The organism is Geobacillus sp. FSL K6-3411 (assembly GCF_037965715.1).
In the GTDB taxonomy this organism is placed as follows: Bacteria; Bacillota; Bacilli; order Bacillales; family Anoxybacillaceae; genus Geobacillus; species Geobacillus thermodenitrificans.
In genome coordinates, this window is record NZ_CP150187.1 from 2,128,322 (window position 1) to 2,144,693 (window position 16,372).

Genomic DNA, 16,372 nt, shown 5'->3' on the forward strand with positions numbered 1-16,372 from the left:
AAACAAAGGAGTGACAAGCTTGTTACCTCAATTATTAGCCTATTTGCTCGAAATAATCAAGTCCCAACATCAAATCATTGTCTATTTAATTGGTGCCTTATTAGGAAAATCCTTAAGCCGCAAAGACATGGACGAACCGGTTCGAAAACCGTACCGAAAACTTCAAGTCGATGACCTTCCCATCATCGATGTCCCAGAAACACTCGACTACCGGCAGCTTTTAGCCGACTACGAAGCCCGGCACGGCCGTCCGTTGCCGCCGATCCAACGCCGGGACAACGCTAAACACCGTGTTCCGGATTCGTTGACGTGTCCCCGTTGCCAGGCGCCGTCATCCTACCTGTACACCAACAACGGCGGAAAAGGGCAGTACCAATGCAAAGTGTGCCAATGCCGGTTCAACCATCGAAATCGGTTCAAAAAGCAAGCGGTCTTTCGTTGCCCGCACTGCTTCCAAACGCTTGAGAAAATCAAAGAACGCAAGGACTACTACATCTACAAATGCAAGAACAACGACTGCCCGTTTTACCAAAAGAACCTTCGCCGGATGAGCCAAAAAGAACGCCAACGGTTCCAGCAGAACCCTCAAGCCTTCAAGGTGCGGTATCTGTTCCGTGAGTTTTTGTTTGACTTTCAACCATTGGCCCCATCGTCGCCGAAAAAGCCAAAGGTCGATTTGTCTCGTCTGGCGGTGTCGTCGCACACCCTCGGACTCGTGTTGACGTACTACGTTAACTATGGGATGTCCTCCAGACAGACAGCCGGAATCATGAAGGATGTGCATGGCGTGTCGATCTCCCATCAGACGGTACTCAACTACGCCAATAGCGTCGCGCTCATGATTCAGCCATTTGTCGACCAGTTCCCGTACGAGCTGTCCGGCTCGTTCTGTGGGGATGAGACGTATATTCGCGTGAAAGGACGCTGGCATTACCTGTTTTTTATGTTTGATGCCGTGAAAAAAGTGGTGTTGTCGTATCGCGTCTCGCCCCACCGGGATGCGTTGTCGGCCATCCGGGCCATCGATGACGTCCTGCGAAAGCTGTCGTCCATCCCGGACGATTTGTCGTTCGTCGTCGACGGCAATCCCATTTACCTGCTGGCGCAGCACTTTTTTGCCCAGCACGGGATTCCGTTTGACGTCCGCCAAGTGATCGGACTGACCAATGAGGATCCGGTGTCCGAAGAGTTCCGCGCGCTCAAACAAATCATCGAGCGATTCAACCGGACGTTTAAAGGCAACTATCGGCCGACTCACGGATTTGGCGCGGAAGAAGGATCGGTCTCCTTTGTCACGCTGTTTGTGGCGTATTTCAACTTCCTGCGCCCGCACGGTGCACTCGAAGGCCGGGTTCCTGTCGTCATCCCGGAGCTCGCCGATCTGCCCCATATGCCGGCCCGGTGGACGAAGCTGATCGCCATGGCTCAAGATTTCCTCCAACAAGAGGCAGCCTAACTTTTTTGTCCGCCGGAGCCCATGGATCAGAAGAACAGCCGGATTCGGCGAAGCGAACCCTTGACCAACCGAACCTCGTCAAAGGTAAAATTCGGTAAGGGCAAGGGCGGCTTTCCTATGCCCTCTTTTTTGTCCCCGTCGCCCTTGACGTCCCTTTCACACCTTTGGCGGGTGTTGGTCAAGGGCGAATCCGGCTCCAAGGATGCCTTACGATGCTCCATGGGATGGCGGATGTGGAGTTTTCATAAAACTTTTGACGCTACCCCTTGAATAGCCATTGGCTAGATTGGTAGCTTTTTATTACTGAATTTTCTGCAAAAGATCTCTATAAAAAGTGGGCATACCCCTGGTGTATCTGCATGAAAATTCGTTCATTTTTAGGTATGAAAGCGACTCTTTCCGATCCGTTTTCTCCTCTCCTAACGACGGATATCCCACTTCGGCCGTTTTTGATGCGCAAAGAAATGATTACGTTGTTTACGCTTTTCGAGCCGCTCTTCACAAAATTGATCGGCGGCGTCCATCGTCGTTATCCCTTCCGATTCAGCTCGTGTATAAATGGCGAGCAGTGTATCATAAATCGCTTTCGTTTTCGCCAACACTCGCTCTTTGTTCGCTCCGTACAGTTCATCGGCCACCTGAATCAGCCCGCCGGCGTTGACAATGTAATCGGGAGCATATACAATGCCTCTTTCTTTCAACATACGGGCATGGCGTTTGTCGACCAACTGGTTGTTCGCTGACCCGACGACCGCTTTTACCCGCAGGCTGGCGGCTGTTTCATCGTTTATGACACCGCCAAATGCACACGGGACAAACACATCAGCATTGACGCGATAAATCTCCGTCCCATTGACAGGTTTTACTAACGCTCCGATTTGTTTCCCATACGCCACCACCTCTTCAACCGCTGCTTCGTTCAAATCGCATACATACAGATCAGCCCCTTCTTCAAGTAAGCGAAACGCCACTTTTTTTCCCACTTTCCCAAGCCCTTGCACCGCGTATGTTTTTCCGTGCAAATTTTTGTTGCCAAACGCAACATAGTTCGTCGCTTGGATACCGTAAATGACACCGGCAGCAGTCGGCACCGATGAGTCGCCGCTTCCTCCATACGCTTCGGGGACGCCAACAATGCAGTTTGTCTCCTTCAGCGCATGCACGAAATCATCCGGTGTCGTCCCCATATCAGTGCCGGTGTAAAAGCGCCCACCTAGCGACTCAACGAATTGACCGAAAGCTCGAAACAATTCCGGTGATTTGTCTTTGCGCGGATCACCGATGATTACCGCTTTGCCGCCGCCAAAGTCGACATCGGCAGCCAAGCATTTATACGTCATCCCTTTGGACAGTCGAAGCACATCCGCTAACGCCTCTTCCGTTGTCGCATACGGATACATCCGACAGCCGCCAAGCGCCGGTCCAAGCGCCGTGCTATGAATGGCGATGATCGCGTTCAGCCCGGTCGCTTCATCATGACAAAACACAATTTGTTCATGCTCACGCATTTGTTCAAATAAGTCGAAGCTCTGTGCCCTTTCTGATGACAACATGACATTCATCGCTTCCCTCTCCCCTTTGCTTTACCGCTTGAAAGCGTTTTCAAGTTAATATAACAAAAAATATACAAACGTTATAAAATCGTTATACTATTTCAATAGTAACTATGGTGGTTATAAGTGTCAACCCCCTTCCCAACCATTTTCTTTCGTCAAAAAAAGACGCCGTTTGACAGGCGTCTTTTTAATATCAGGAAAATATAGCGGATAATGAGCGCCATTGTGCTTTTGCTTCGGTCATCATTTGTTCAAACAACTCAGCGACGGTTGGCACATCATCGATGAGGCCGGCGATTTGTCCAGCATTGATAAACCCTTCCTGAAAATCCCCAGAGAGCGCGCCACGGCGATGGCGTTCTTCAGACGTATATTCTTGGAATTGCTCAGGCAGCATGCCTTGCCGCTCATATTCAAGCAGCTTCTCAGCATACGGCGTGCGCATAATGCGGCGGACGCGCCCGACCGAACGACCGACGATGACCGTTTCGTTGTCTTTCGCTTTGATAAGTTCCTGTTTATACGCTTCATGAAACGGAGCTTCTTTCGTTGCTACAAGCCTTGTGCCTAGCTGCACCCCTTGGGCGCCGAGAGCCATCGCAGCGAGCAAACCACGCCCATCACCAATGCCGCCGGCGGCGATGACAGGAATGCGAACAGCACTTACAATTTGTGGAATAAGCGTCATCGTTGTCAACTCGAGCGGTGAGTTGATCCCTGCCGCTTCATACCCTTCGGCAACGACGATATCCGCTCCAGCTGCCTCCGCCTTTTTCGCTTGGTTGACCGATGCAGTAACAACCATAACTTTGATGCCGTGTGCGGCAAACTGTGGAATCCATGGCGCAGGGTTACCGGCAGAAAGGGAAACAACAGGCACTTGATGTTTGATGACAAGCTCGGCCATTTCGGCAGCGTGCGGTGTCACTTGCAACGGAATGTTCACCGCAAACGGTCGGCTTGTCCGCTGTTTCGTTTCGACAATCAGCGTCTCCACCTCATCGGGTGGCATCGTTCCGACCCCAATCGTTCCTAGTCCCCCCGCCTCGGACACGGCGCTTGCCAGCTCAGCATTGCTGATGTTGCCCATCCCCCCTTGGATGATCGGATAACGAAGACCGAGCAGTCGACAAACATCATTCATAACATTCCCACCTCGTAAAAAATATGTTATACTAATCATAACGATACCATATTTTTGGGGGGATGGGAATGCTTTATCCGTATAACGGAAAAAAACCGAACGTTCACGAAAGCGTCTTTATCGCACCTGGAGCTCGAGTCATTGGCGATGTCACCGTCGGAGAAGAATCAACGATTTGGTTTAATGCCGTGTTGCGCGGTGATGAAGGGCCGATTACAATCGGTGCGCGAACGAGCATTCAAGACAACACGACATGTCATTTGTACGAAGGCTCTCCGCTTGTTATCGAAGATGAAGTGACCGTGGGACATAATGTCGTACTCCATGGCTGCACAATCCGGCGCCGCTCAATCATTGGCATGGGATCAACTATTTTGGATGGAGCTGAAATCGGGGAGGAATGCATTATTGGCGCCAACACCCTCATCCCGTCCGGCAAAAAAATTCCACCACGTTCGCTTGTGGTCGGCTCTCCAGGCCAAGTTGTGCGTGAATTAACGGACAAAGACTTGGCGCTTATTCAGCTGTCGATCGATACATACGTCCAAAAAGGGAAAGAGTACCGAAAACAACTGACAGCTGCTGAGTCAACTGACAAAGAAACAAGCAAACAAGTTTAAAGCGGTTTCAAAATCGTTGCGGCGCGTGTAGGGAAAGTTGGGAATCATCTCGCAGACAAAGTCGCGTACCATCCCTCTTTCCCACCGCTCTATTCCGTTTTCTGTCTCGGGCATCGTGGGCATTGGCAAAATGTTCATCATTACACAAAACGAGATGCATAGCTTGGCTTGAGCCATGCACCACGAATTCACTCAAACGACACCTTTTCTTTCTCCTGTTCTCCCTTTTTGCCAAGCTCCGCTCCTTCTCGAAATACCGCCTCAAAAAAGCGGCTGGCTGGCGCGGCAAGCTGTTGGTAGTAGTCATTGAACAAGGCAGCGGCATGGCTTCCCATCCACTCGTCTGGCAGCAATTCCTCAGGTAACCCCGGATCGATAAATAAAAACTTCCGATATTCATGAACGAGCTTCGTCCGTTCAACGAAACATTCCGCATCTGACATTTCGCCACGTTCGATTTTATGTTTATCAATCACGTATTTTTGACTATAAGTGACGATAAACTGCTCATATTTTTGATTGATTTCTTCTAAGTTCCAACACTTTTCGACGAGCTGTTTGTTCATGTGCGGCCCATCATACTCAGCAAGGAAAAAGTCAACGTACGGGTGAATATGATACTTGTCAATTAAGTCATACACTTGCTGCTCCAAATTATTCGGCGAGATCCAACAGCTGTTCGAAATCGTGCCAAACCCGCTCCAAACAAGCTCCTTTCGCAATTCGTCGCGCAAATGCCGCTTGTCTTCAGGAATCGTATAAATGAGAATGCGCCATTTGCCGTCCCAATGCTCGGGCCGCGTTTTATAAATGCGGCGCGCCGCCTCTTCCATCCGCTTCACACCGCGCTCAGTGAGTGAGTAATAGCTTTTATTGCCGCGTTTTTCAGCCCGAATCCAACCTTGTTTGCTCATGCGTGACACCGCTGCCCGCACCGCTTGGTCATTATGGCCAAACTCGCGAAGGAGGCGGATTAAGCTCCCGATCCAAATTTCACCGCCGTAATGGCGGATGTAGTCGCCGTAAATCGTGAAAATCATCGAGCGTGTATTCATCTGGACGGACTCCCTTTACCTTGTTTTCGAAATATAATCGTAACAAACTTTTATAACGGTGGCAAGTCGGGCGAGAAAAAAGCGGAATAAAAAGAGCCGCACCGCTGAAGGCAGGCGGCTCCCGACGGTTGCGAACAGGCGGCATTGGACGGAATGATCGAATGGCCGGCATTGAGGAAACAGCGGCACACTCAAGCATCCCTTCATCATGACTAGGTATCTCTCAACCCCTAGCCCAACGCTCTCACTGTTCGTCCGCATTTTTGACAATCGTTGCGATCCCTTGGCCGACGCCGATGCACATCGTCGCCAAGCCATAGGTGACGCCTCGTTTTTGCATTTCATAAATCAACGTCGTCAATATGCGGGCACCACTCGCCCCAAGCGGATGGCCAAGGGCAATCGCTCCGCCGTTGACGTTGACTTTCTCTCGGTCAAGCTCAAGCTGACGAATGCACTCGAGCGCTTGCGAAGCGAACGCTTCGTTCAGCTCGACAAGCCCGATATCATCAACGGACAGGCCGGCGCGGCGCAGCGCTTTGCGCGTCGCAAAAATCGGACCGATTCCCATTACGGCTGGTTCAACGCCGGCGACGGCTGACGTCACATATTTGGCTAACGGCTTCAAGCCGAGCGCTTTCGCTTTATCGGCACTCATCAACAACAGCGCCGCCGCCCCGTCGTTCACTCCAGAAGCATTGCCGGCTGTCACCGTGCCGTTTTCAAACAGCGGCGGCAGTTTTGCCAGCTTCTCAAGCGTCGTATCCGGGCGCGGATGCTCATCCTTGTCGACAACAATCTGGTTGCCTTTCCGATCATAGTACACAACTGGCACCAATTCATCCGCAAACCGGTTCGTTTCCATCGCCCGTTTCGCTTTCATTTGGCTCTCATAGGCAAACTCGTCCTGCGCCTCGCGCGTAATGCCAAACCGCTTCGCTACGTTTTCCGCCGTTTGTGGCATGCTGTCGGTGCCGTACATTTCCTGCATTTTCGGATTGATAAAGCGCCAGCCGATCGTTGTATCATACATTTCGATATTGCCGCGTGGAAAATCACTTGACGGCTTCGCCATCACAAACGGAGCGCGCGTCATGCTTTCCACGCCGCCGGCGATCATAATATCCGCCTCATCGGCGAAAATGGCCCGCGCTGCATAATTAACAGCATCGAGCCCGGAACCGCACAACCGATTGATCGTTACCCCCGCTACTTCCTTCGGCAATCCGGCTAAAAGTGCGGCCATGCGGGCAACGTTCCGGTTGTCTTCACCGGCTTGATTCGCATTACCGAAGACGACGTCATCAATTTGTTCCACCGGCAAGTTCGGATTCCGCTCGATCAGCGCGCGAATAACGACGGCGGCCAAATCGTCCGGCCGCACCTCTTTTAATGCCCCTTTGTAGCGGCCGATCGGTGTGCGCACAGCATCAACAATGACAACCTCTCTTCCCATCTTTTCTCCCCCTTGCCAACCGTAGCCGAGCGATCGGCTTGTCAGTCGTTTTCTCGATTCGTATAATCATAGACACCACGGCCAGTTTTGCGGCCAAGACGGCCGGCCTTCACGTATTGTTCAAGCAGCGGCGCTGGGCGATACTTTTCACCTAATTTTTCATGCAAATATTTTAAGTTGTTCAACCGTGTATCAAGCCCGACTAAATCAGCCAGCTCAAACGGGCCCATTGGAAAATTCAGGCCAAGTTTAATGGCTTTATCGATTTCTTCCGGCGTACCCACTCCTTCTTGAAGCATATAGAACGCTTCATTACCGACAAGCGCGCTGATTCGGCTTGTCACAAACCCCGGAAACTCATTGACAACAACGGTCTCTTTCCCCATTCGCTCAGCGACTTCTTTCACGACTTGCGCCGTCTCATCACTCGTCTCCAAGCCGCGGATAATTTCAACGAGCTTCATTTTATGCACCGGGTTGAAAAAGTGCATGGCGATCACTCGATCCGGCCGCTTCGTAAACGAGCCGATCTCCGTCGGGCTCATCGTGGACGTATTGGTGGCCAAATAACAAGATGCCGGCGCATGAGCATCGATTGTCTCAAATACTTGTTTTTTCAACTCTAGCTTTTCCGGTACTGCCTCAATAACCAAATCAGCTCCCTGTACCGCAGCAACTAGATCAAGCGAATACGAAAGACGCGTCTCCGCTTCTTGGCGCGCGCCAGGCGTCAATTTTCCTCGAGCGACCGCTTGTTCAAAAATGGAAGTGATTTCGTTCCGAGCACTGTCTAGTTGTTCTTGCTTCACATCAACCAACGTCGTCTGAAACCCTCCGACAGCGCCAACGTAAGCAATTCCTCTCCCCATCACGCCGCTGCCGACAACAACAAGACGTTCGATCATCGTCTTCCCCCTCTCCTATTTCACGTGTATAGCGGTGAACACTGCAAGTCGTCGGATGCTCGTCGCCAAACGGCGGAACCGTTTCCAACAACAACGATGGGGCACGGCCAACGGCCAAACACACCCCATCGCCGGTTGTCGCACACTCTATAAACTAAGACGTCATCCAAATGACAGTGTTGGCAGTCGTCTTAGACGCCAAACGGGTTGAGCGGACGCGGCCCGTAATACGACAGCACGCTCTTCGTCTCAGTATACAAATCAAGCGCTTCGACAGACAGCTCACGCCCAAATCCGGACTGTTTGTAACCGCCAAATGGCGTACCCGGGAAAGCGGAGAACGGACTGTTCACCATCACAATGCCGGAGCGCAGCTGTTTGGCGACGCGAACAGCACGCCCATGATCCTTTGTCCAGATAGCGGCAGCGAGCCCATAATCGCTGTCATTCGCCAGTTCAACCGCCTCGGCCTCATCGCGAAACTTCATCACAACAACAACTGGCCCAAAAATTTCTTCGCGAACCGCTTTCATTTGGTGATTTACGTTCGTCAAAATTGTCGGCTCATACCAATAACCATTTTCAAAGCCGGCGACCACCGCTTCTTTCCCACCGGCAGCGATCGTCGCTCCGTCGGCAACCGCCGATTGTACATATTCGTCAATCACCTCAAGCTGTCCACGGCTGATAATCGCCCCCACATGCGTGCTGGCATCAAACGGATTGCCGAGTTTCAACTGCTTCGTTTTAGCGACAAACGCTTCCATAAATTCATCATAGATGTCTTCGTGCACATACAAGCGGGACCGCGCCTCACAAGACTGACCGCTGTTATAGAAAATTCCGAACAACGAACCAGCGACAGCAGCCTCCAAATCAGCGTCCGCAAACACTAGGCTTGGCGACTTACCGCCCAACTCGAGTGTCACCCGTTTTAGGGTTTTCGACGCCTTCTCCATAATTTCCTTCCCAACCGGCGTCGATCCGGTAAACGCTACTTTGTCGACAAGCGGATGTTCAACTAAATAGTCTCCAACTTCCGCCCCAGCGCCAGTCACCACATTGACGACACCTTCCGGCACCCCAGCTTCATAACAAATTTCCGCCAGCACAAGGCAAGTGAGTGGCGTCAACGAAGCTGGTTTGACGACGACAGAACATCCGGCAGCAAGCGCTGGAGCAATTTTCCATGCTGCCATCATAAGCGGATAGTTCCATGGAATAATTTGCGCGCATACGCCAACCGGCTCTTTTTCCGTATAGTTGTGAAACGCCCCAGGCATCGGATTGACCGCTCCGCGATGGCCGATGATCGCCCCTGCGAAAAACTCGAAGTCTTCAATCGCTTGCATCACTTGACCTTGGGCAGCCGACAACGCTTTTCCCGTATTTAAAATCTCCAACTCTACTAATTCATTGAATCGTTCACGCATGAGCGCAGCGATTTGATATAAAATGCGCGCCCGTTTTTGTACCGGGAAATGGCGCCATTTCCCGCGGTCAAACGCTTGCCGCGCTGCCTGTACCGCCCGCTCAGCATCCTCACGCGTTCCTTTAGCGACGCGGGCAACCGGTTCGCCCGTCGCCGGATTGGTGACGACAAACGTTTCTCCTGAAACACTTTCCACCCGCTCGCCGTTAATAATCAGCTGATAAACATCGCGTTTCGTCGGCATTCGCTCCATTTTCTTTTGTTTGACAGTTGCCATCATTTCTTCCCCCTTGCTTAGTTTCCCTGGAATATTGGTTTCCGTTTCTCAAAAAACGCCTTGACGCCTTCGCGGTGGTCTGCCGTCAATCCAGCAATGCGTTGGCATTCTGCTTCTCGTTCGAGGTAACGGTCAAACGTCGCTTCTTGACTTTCGTGAAGCAACCGTTTCACAAGTCCAATCGCCTTCGTCGGCATAGCAGCCAATCGCTCGGCAAACTGCCTCACTTCCTCTTCCCAACGATCTTGCGGAATGACGGTTGTCGCTAGTCCGAGCGCGACGGCTTCCGTAGCCGCTACTTTTTCCCCAAGCACAGCAAGTTCAAGCGCCTTTGCCGTCCCAATGAGGCGCGGCAAATAATACAGGTGACCAGCATCCGGCACAAGTCCCACATGGATAAATGCCGGGGCGAAACTCGCTTTTTCCGAGAGAAGACGGAAATCACACGCGAGCGCTAAGCTCATGCCCGCACCGGCCGCTACCCCATTCACCGCGGCGACAACCGGTTTTTCTAGGCTGTGGAGCGCTTTCATCATCGGTGCGTATCGAGTGCGCAGCACTTCCCCATGATCCATCTCTTCCGTTACGCCGCTCAAATCTTCCCCAGCACAAAACGCCCGTCCTGCGCCTGTGATGACCACACAACGGACATCACGATCTGCTCCGGCCTGTTTTAGCGCCTTTGTCATTTCCTTGTTCATTTGTTCCGTAAAAGAGTTGAGCTGCTCCGGGCGGTTGAGCGTCAGCCAAGCAACTTGGCCATCCACTTCATATCGAATTGTCTCGTACATGAGGCGCCCCCCTTATTTCCCACGGAATTGCGGTTTTCGTTTTTCAAGAAACGCCGCCATTCCTTCTTTTTGGTCTTCTGAAGCAAACAAAAGGTAGAAGTTTTTCCGCTCAAACTGCATGCCTTCATAGAGCGGATAGTCTACTGCTTTTTGCACTGCTTCTTTGATAAGGCGAAGGGCTAGCGGCGGCTGTTCGGCAAGGCGCCGGGCAAGCCGCATCGTCTCTTCCATTAACAGTTCCGGACTCACAACGCGGGTGACGACACCCAATGCATGCGCCTCTTTCGCCGATAAGCGCTCCCCCGTCCATAACCACGCGAGCGCCTGTTTCGGTCCGATGAGCTTCGTCAACCGCTGCGTACCTCCCGCCCCTGGCATAACGCCAAGGTTAACCTCTGGAAAACCGAATTCCGCCGCGGCGGAGGCGATGATCAAATCACAGGACAACGCCAGCTCGAATCCGCCGCCGAGCGCTAAGCCGTTGACGGCAGCGATCATCGGCGTTTTTACAAGCGAAAGGCGATCCCAATCCGCAAATTGGTTCAACCACTCGAGCCGAACCGGATCATCGTTGGCCATCTCTTGAATATCCGCCCCAGCAGCGAACGCCCGCCCACGCCCGGTGAGCACGATGACGCGCACTTCTTCATCCCGATCGAACGATTCGACCGCCGCAACAATTTCTGACACCATTTGGCGACTGAGCGCATTCAATACATTCGGACGGGCGAGTTCAATGACGCCAACCGGCCCCTCTTGGCGCACAGCGATCGAAACGAACTCACTCATGTTCCACTTCCTCACCAACCATAAAGGTGACAAGATCCCCGGCAAATGACATGACATCTTTTGCTGATGCTTTCGCTTCTTTTGTTTTCATCGCCTCTTGGAACGCCTCTTGGTTGTCGTAATACATTTCGCATAACAAATAATAGTCACTTTCCGTCCCCATCGGCGTCCCTGTAATTTTCGTGACCTTGATTTTTCGAAGGCCAGGGATTTTTTCCGTCAGCGGCACATGCGTGTTGTAATAATGAGCATCAAACTGCTCTTTATCTTTCGGCTGTTTGTACAAGGCGATCATTTTAAACAACGTCACCATCCCCTTTCTATTCCATTGCTAAAGGCAGTACAGGCTTCATGGCTTCAAACGGATTTTTGCATTGCCTACAGTAGAAAATGCTGCGGCAAGCTGTCGGACCAAATAGATTTTCCATGACAGTCCGTTCCGCCCCACAATACGGGCATTCCACTTGCCAAGCTCCCGGCTCCATTTGCCGCGGCGGCGGAGCAATGCCAAACTGCTTTAACCGCTCCCGTCCCACTTCGCTAATTCGGTCGGACGTCCAGGGCGGATGGCGCAGAAATTCGACCGTCACCGCTTGTGCCCCCGCCTGCTTCACCGCTTCCTCCACCCGTGAGCGAATGATGTCAAGCGCCGGGCATCCAAGAAACGTCGGCAGCAAATGAATCGAGACCATGTCATCACGAATCTCAACTTGTTCCACCATGCCGAGGTCAACAATGCTGACAGAATCGATTTCCGGATCTTTCACCGTTTCTAACGCTCTCCAAACCTCTTCGTTTGTCATGGTTCTCCCTCTCACGTTTCGGTTGCCTATATGCTTCCCGCCCCTTGCCAAGGGCGGCATTGTGCGCCGTTTCGCCTTTCATGCAGCCGGCTGTGCTTGCTGCCAACCCGAGGGGGGCAGGAAAGCGGCGGCACCGTCTTTTGCGAAACAGAGTGCAACTGCTTACCATATAGCTTGCGGAACGGAGCGATAAACTTCTGACAGCGTCGCCAACGCGTCATCCAAATCCGGCGTATGCTCACCGTTGCGGCCGTTACCGTGCTTCATACCAAACGGCATCGGCCACTCCAGACCTACTTCGGCAAACGCTGGCGCCAGCGCTGCGATCGTTTTTTCCGTTAATACGTCTTCCCCTTCGATCAGTCCCCATCGCTCCATCTCCGCCCCTCTTGCCCCAAGCGTCAACACACCGGCAAAATCGGCGGCTACGTCTTGAATGGCTTTTATCATTCGCGTCCGCGCTTCACCAGGGGCATTTGTCAACTGGACGAACCACGTATGCCAATGAAGCAAATGATAGTGAAGCTCGACTTGGACTTTCGCCGCCACTTCCGCGAGCGGCTTGTACGCACTTTTTCTCAGTGACTCGAGACGGATGTGCTTCGCTTGCGTGTAAAAATATTGGCGGACGACAGTGAACGCCCAGTCATAGCGGGGTTCGCGCAAATAATGTCCCGGACCGTTCGGCAGTTCAAGGAGCACGGCGTTACGCCGCTCCGTGGCCGGCCGGGCATGTGCTAGTTCATCAGCCGTCCCAAGGCCAAACTCCTCGAGCAGCTGATAATACATGGCGGCATGGCCCATCGTATCTTGATTGATCGAAGAAAACGCAATATCTTCCTCAATATGCGGTGCCAATCCAAGCCATTCTGAACCGCGATACGCAAGTAAAAAATCATCATCTGCAAGCTGGAACAACAATTCAACAAGCGCTTCCTGACCATCGGGATGAAAATACATCGATTTTTCGCTCATCGCCGAATCTCGCCTTTCCATGATAAAATTTCTTTCTCATCGAACACGTTTTGCTCGTATTTGCGCCACCGCTTTTTCAAATCCCCATATCCCCTCGTTAACCGATAATCTTTGTTGTCAAGCCGCTTAAGCGCAACTTTTTCCTCTTCATTGATCCGCCGGATATAATCCCGCTTCACCACCCAAAGGTCGGCAACTGGCTCGCGGCGCATAAAGTTTTCTTGCGCCATCACGAGGGCGAGCTCCTCGTTCGGGGCGAGCAGACTGAACTGGTGTTGAAGCGGGGCCTCTGGTGTTCTGCGGCTGAACACTTCGAACACTTGGTAAAAGCCTTGTTCTTTCCCCATCACGGTCATCCCCCTTTCACCCAACTGTCCGTACAGCGCTGAGCGCTTCACGCACCCACGCGTTCTGTTTATGCGCAATCCTTCGCAGCTCGAGCCGTTCTTGCGATTTCGGTCCGTTGTTGCGGATGATCTCTTTAAATTTCTCCCAATCCGGTTGCCGGTAAATCCACTTCCCTTGCGTTTTGTCAAAATGCATCGTCTCGTCAGGAAGCTTCAATCCGAGCGCCCAAATGCGCGGCACGTATTTCGTAAAGTAGTCTTGGCGCAATTGTTCATTCGTTTTTGTACGGATGCGGTATTTGATCGTAATATCCTGCTTGGATGTTCCCGTCGTTTCTGCCGTCGGTGGACCGAAAAACATGAGAAGTGCCTCCCACCAACGGTTGAGCGCTTCTTGAAGCATGTCTTTTTGCTCCTTCGTTCCTTCAGCTAGCGCCAAAATGATCGATTCTCCGTGTTGGGCATGAAACACTTCCTCAGCACAAATGCGCTTCAACGCCCGTGCGTACGGCCCATATGATGCATCAAGCATGTTCGTCTGCGTCATAATCGCCGCTCCATCAACAAGCCAGCCAATCAACCCGGCATCCGCCCATGTCGGCGCTGGCATATGGAAGACGTTATGGAACTTCAGCCGCTCGTTCAATAAATCTTGGATAATGTCTTCCCGCGTTTTGCCAAGCGGCGCCATCAAATCTTCCGCCACCCGAATCAGCAGCTGGCCGTGCCCCATTTCGTCCTGCACTTTAGCCATAATGCCTAGCTTTCGCCGCAATGTCGGCGCTTTCGGCACCCATTCCTTTTCCGGAAGCGCTCCCATAATTTCGCTAACCGCATGCATCGCAACGAGTTTAATGAGCGTCATCCGATATTCATCCGGCATCCAATCGTCCGCTTCGATTTTCTCCCCCGCTTCGATGCGGCGCATGAACAGTTCATGTTTCTCGTCCTCAGACAGACGAGTGAACGTCATGATCGTCCCCATCATTCATCCCCCTATTAAATATAATTAAAAATCATATAACGTTTATCTAACGTTATTATATTTTAATGTTATATAATTTTGCAATCTTTTTTTTCTACTTTTCTTTCAATTCAAACGGATTGTTTCGCTTCGAACTTACGTCGGTCGATGACACGCACCGCTTTCCCTTCTGAACGAGGGAGGGTTTTCGGAGGATGGAGACGAACACCAATCGAAACGAGACAGTGTGTTTTCAACAGCGATTGAACTCGCCGAGCAAGCGCAACGGCCTGCTCACTTTGTAAATCGCCGCCGATCTGGCTGTAAAAATCATCTGTCACTTCCGCGTGCAACTCCACCGCTTCCAAATGACCGTGGCGGAACCGGTGTAGCTGATAGTGCGGAGCCAGTTCCGAAACACGAAGCAGATGGTGTTCAATTTCTGATGGGAACACATTGACGCCACGAATGATAATCATATCGTCAACACGTCCCTTCACCCGTGACATGCGCACCGTTGTTCGCCCGCAAGCACATCGCTCCCTTGTCACCGAAGCAATATCGCCCGTCCGATAGCGGATGACTGGAAACGCCTCTTTCGTCAAACTCGTAAAGACAAGCTCTCCTTCTTCCCCTTCCCCTACCGGTTCAAGTGTGTTCGGATTAATGACCTCGACAAAGAAATGGTCTTCGGCGATATGAAGCCCATCTTGCGCTTCATGACATTCCATAGCCACCCCAGGGCCAATCACTTCACTTAACCCATAAATGTCGCACGCTTTGATGTCAAATGTCTCTTCAAGCGTGCGCCGCATCTCTTCCGACCACGGCTCCGCTCCAAAAATCCCGTATTTCAGCGATGTTTGCCGCGGATCTTTGCCCAACTCTTTCATCCGCTCAGCAATGTTCAACACATAGGACGGTGTCCCGCAAATGATGGTCGGGCGGAAATCTTCAATAATCATTATTTGCCGTTCCGTATTGCCGCCAGAAACAGGAACAGTGACCGCTCCGAGCCGCTCACTGCCGTAATGAAGCCCGAGCCCGCCGGTAAATAACCCGTATCCGTACGCATTGTGAACGACATCTCCCGGCTTTCCACCGGCTATCGCCAACGCCCGCGCTACAATATCGGCCCAATGATCAATGTCACGCTTTGTATAGGCGACAACGGTCGGTTTTCCACTCGTGCCGCTTGACGCATGCAAACGGACGCATTGAGTGAGATCAACTGCTAGCAAACCGAACGGATAATGCGCGCGCAAATCGCTTTTTGTCGTAAACGGCAGCCTGCGCACATCATCCAATGTCCGGATATCCTCAGGTTTCACTCCTGCTTCGTCAAATCGCTCACGATAAAATGGCACCCGCTCATACACGCGTTCCGCCGTTGCCCGGAGCCGGCTGAGCTGGAGCCCTTCAAGCTCACTGCGCTCGGCCCTCTCAATGTCATGCAAAATCATCCTTCCTGACTCCCCCTTAATATAAAGCGTTTTCAAAGATACAAAAATATATAACGTTATATTAACGTTATATAAATTACATATCACACCTAACTTTAAAATAGTATGAATATTATAAAATGTCAATATGATTTTTCTTGTATGAACGGGGAATGGGATCAGATAGCTGTCCCTCCGAGGCAAAACAAGATCGATTGGTGATGTAGGTCGAATGAGAAAAAGCGCCCCGTTTTTCTTTCGGGACGCCCGTTTTTTACCAAGTCGCAGCCATGGCTATATTTCCTCTCACTCTTCATGGAATATTTACCTAAATAAGCGCGCATCAGACAAGACATCGAA

The 16,372-nt window shown here is 51.7% G+C and carries 16 protein-coding genes; 2 read left to right on the forward strand and 14 right to left on the reverse strand.

The window, feature by feature from the left end:
* Positions 1-19: 19 nt before the first annotated feature.
* Positions 20-1,456, forward strand: coding sequence for a DDE-type integrase/transposase/recombinase (locus NSQ22_RS10710; protein ID WP_081157677.1), 1,437 nt, complete (start codon positions 20-22; stop codon positions 1,454-1,456).
* 419 nt (positions 1,457-1,875) lie between these two features.
* Here NSQ22_RS10710 and NSQ22_RS10715 read toward each other — a convergent pair whose 3' ends face one another.
* Positions 1,876-3,018, reverse strand: coding sequence for a Glu/Leu/Phe/Val dehydrogenase dimerization domain-containing protein (locus NSQ22_RS10715; protein ID WP_008880611.1), 1,143 nt, complete (start codon positions 3,016-3,018; stop codon positions 1,876-1,878).
* Positions 3,019-3,205: 187 nt separating this feature from the next.
* Positions 3,206-4,156, reverse strand: coding sequence for a nitronate monooxygenase (locus NSQ22_RS10720; RefSeq protein ID WP_008880610.1), 951 nt, complete (start codon positions 4,154-4,156; stop codon positions 3,206-3,208).
* Positions 4,157-4,224: 68 nt separating this feature from the next.
* On the opposite strand from NSQ22_RS10720, the gene NSQ22_RS10725 reads away from it, so the two are divergent.
* On the forward strand, positions 4,225-4,776 hold the full coding sequence (locus NSQ22_RS10725) for a gamma carbonic anhydrase family protein (RefSeq protein ID WP_029761802.1): 552 nt from the start codon (positions 4,225-4,227) through the stop codon (positions 4,774-4,776).
* 188 nt (positions 4,777-4,964) lie between these two features.
* Here NSQ22_RS10725 and paaX read toward each other — a convergent pair whose 3' ends face one another.
* From paaX to paaK, 12 genes are all read right to left on the reverse strand, one after another.
* Positions 4,965-5,831: a phenylacetic acid degradation operon negative regulatory protein PaaX gene (paaX, locus tag NSQ22_RS10730; RefSeq protein ID WP_008880608.1), complete on the reverse strand. Its 867-nt coding sequence runs from the start codon at positions 5,829-5,831 to the stop codon at positions 4,965-4,967.
* A 244-nt stretch (positions 5,832-6,075) separates the two neighbouring features.
* On the reverse strand, positions 6,076-7,287 hold the full coding sequence (pcaF, locus tag NSQ22_RS10735) for a 3-oxoadipyl-CoA thiolase (protein WP_029761801.1): 1,212 nt from the start codon (positions 7,285-7,287) through the stop codon (positions 6,076-6,078).
* A 41-nt stretch (positions 7,288-7,328) separates the two neighbouring features.
* Positions 7,329-8,192 carry a 3-hydroxyacyl-CoA dehydrogenase gene (locus NSQ22_RS10740; RefSeq protein ID WP_008880606.1) on the reverse strand — a complete coding sequence of 288 codons (864 nt, stop codon included), beginning with the start codon at positions 8,190-8,192 and terminating at the stop codon, positions 7,329-7,331.
* Positions 8,193-8,383: 191 nt separating this feature from the next.
* Positions 8,384-9,901 carry an aldehyde dehydrogenase family protein gene (locus NSQ22_RS10745; RefSeq protein ID WP_236934171.1) on the reverse strand — a complete coding sequence of 506 codons (1,518 nt, stop codon included), beginning with the start codon at positions 9,899-9,901 and terminating at the stop codon, positions 8,384-8,386.
* Positions 9,902-9,918: 17 nt separating this feature from the next.
* Positions 9,919-10,692 carry an enoyl-CoA hydratase-related protein gene (locus NSQ22_RS10750; protein WP_029761799.1) on the reverse strand — a complete coding sequence of 258 codons (774 nt, stop codon included), beginning with the start codon at positions 10,690-10,692 and terminating at the stop codon, positions 9,919-9,921.
* Between the two features lie 12 nt (positions 10,693-10,704).
* The gene (locus NSQ22_RS10755; RefSeq protein WP_011887594.1) at positions 10,705-11,481 is read right to left on the reverse strand and encodes an enoyl-CoA hydratase-related protein; all 777 of its coding nucleotides are present in this window, start codon (positions 11,479-11,481) and stop codon (positions 10,705-10,707) included.
* Positions 11,474-11,785 (reverse strand): EthD family reductase, encoded by a 312-nt coding sequence (locus NSQ22_RS10760; RefSeq protein WP_029761798.1) that lies wholly within the window; start codon positions 11,783-11,785, stop codon positions 11,474-11,476. Before NSQ22_RS10760 ends, NSQ22_RS10755 begins: the two co-directional genes overlap by 8 nt.
* Positions 11,786-11,801: 16 nt before the next feature.
* Positions 11,802-12,284 carry a 1,2-phenylacetyl-CoA epoxidase subunit PaaD gene (paaD, locus tag NSQ22_RS10765; protein WP_008880601.1) on the reverse strand — a complete coding sequence of 161 codons (483 nt, stop codon included), beginning with the start codon at positions 12,282-12,284 and terminating at the stop codon, positions 11,802-11,804.
* Positions 12,285-12,446: 162 nt separating this feature from the next.
* Positions 12,447-13,280 carry a 1,2-phenylacetyl-CoA epoxidase subunit PaaC gene (gene paaC, locus NSQ22_RS10770; protein WP_011887597.1) on the reverse strand — a complete coding sequence of 278 codons (834 nt, stop codon included), beginning with the start codon at positions 13,278-13,280 and terminating at the stop codon, positions 12,447-12,449.
* On the reverse strand, positions 13,256-13,615 hold the full coding sequence (gene paaB / locus NSQ22_RS10775) for a 1,2-phenylacetyl-CoA epoxidase subunit PaaB (RefSeq protein WP_011887598.1): 360 nt from the start codon (positions 13,613-13,615) through the stop codon (positions 13,256-13,258). The genes paaC and paaB overlap by 25 nt, the downstream gene beginning before the upstream one ends.
* 7 nt (positions 13,616-13,622) lie before the next feature.
* Positions 13,623-14,591, reverse strand: coding sequence for a 1,2-phenylacetyl-CoA epoxidase subunit PaaA (gene paaA, locus NSQ22_RS10780; RefSeq protein WP_029761796.1), 969 nt, complete (start codon positions 14,589-14,591; stop codon positions 13,623-13,625).
* A gap of 110 nt (positions 14,592-14,701) precedes the next feature.
* Positions 14,702-16,033 carry a phenylacetate--CoA ligase PaaK gene (gene paaK, locus NSQ22_RS10785; protein WP_008880597.1) on the reverse strand — a complete coding sequence of 444 codons (1,332 nt, stop codon included), beginning with the start codon at positions 16,031-16,033 and terminating at the stop codon, positions 14,702-14,704.
* Positions 16,034-16,372: the final 339 nt, after the last annotated feature.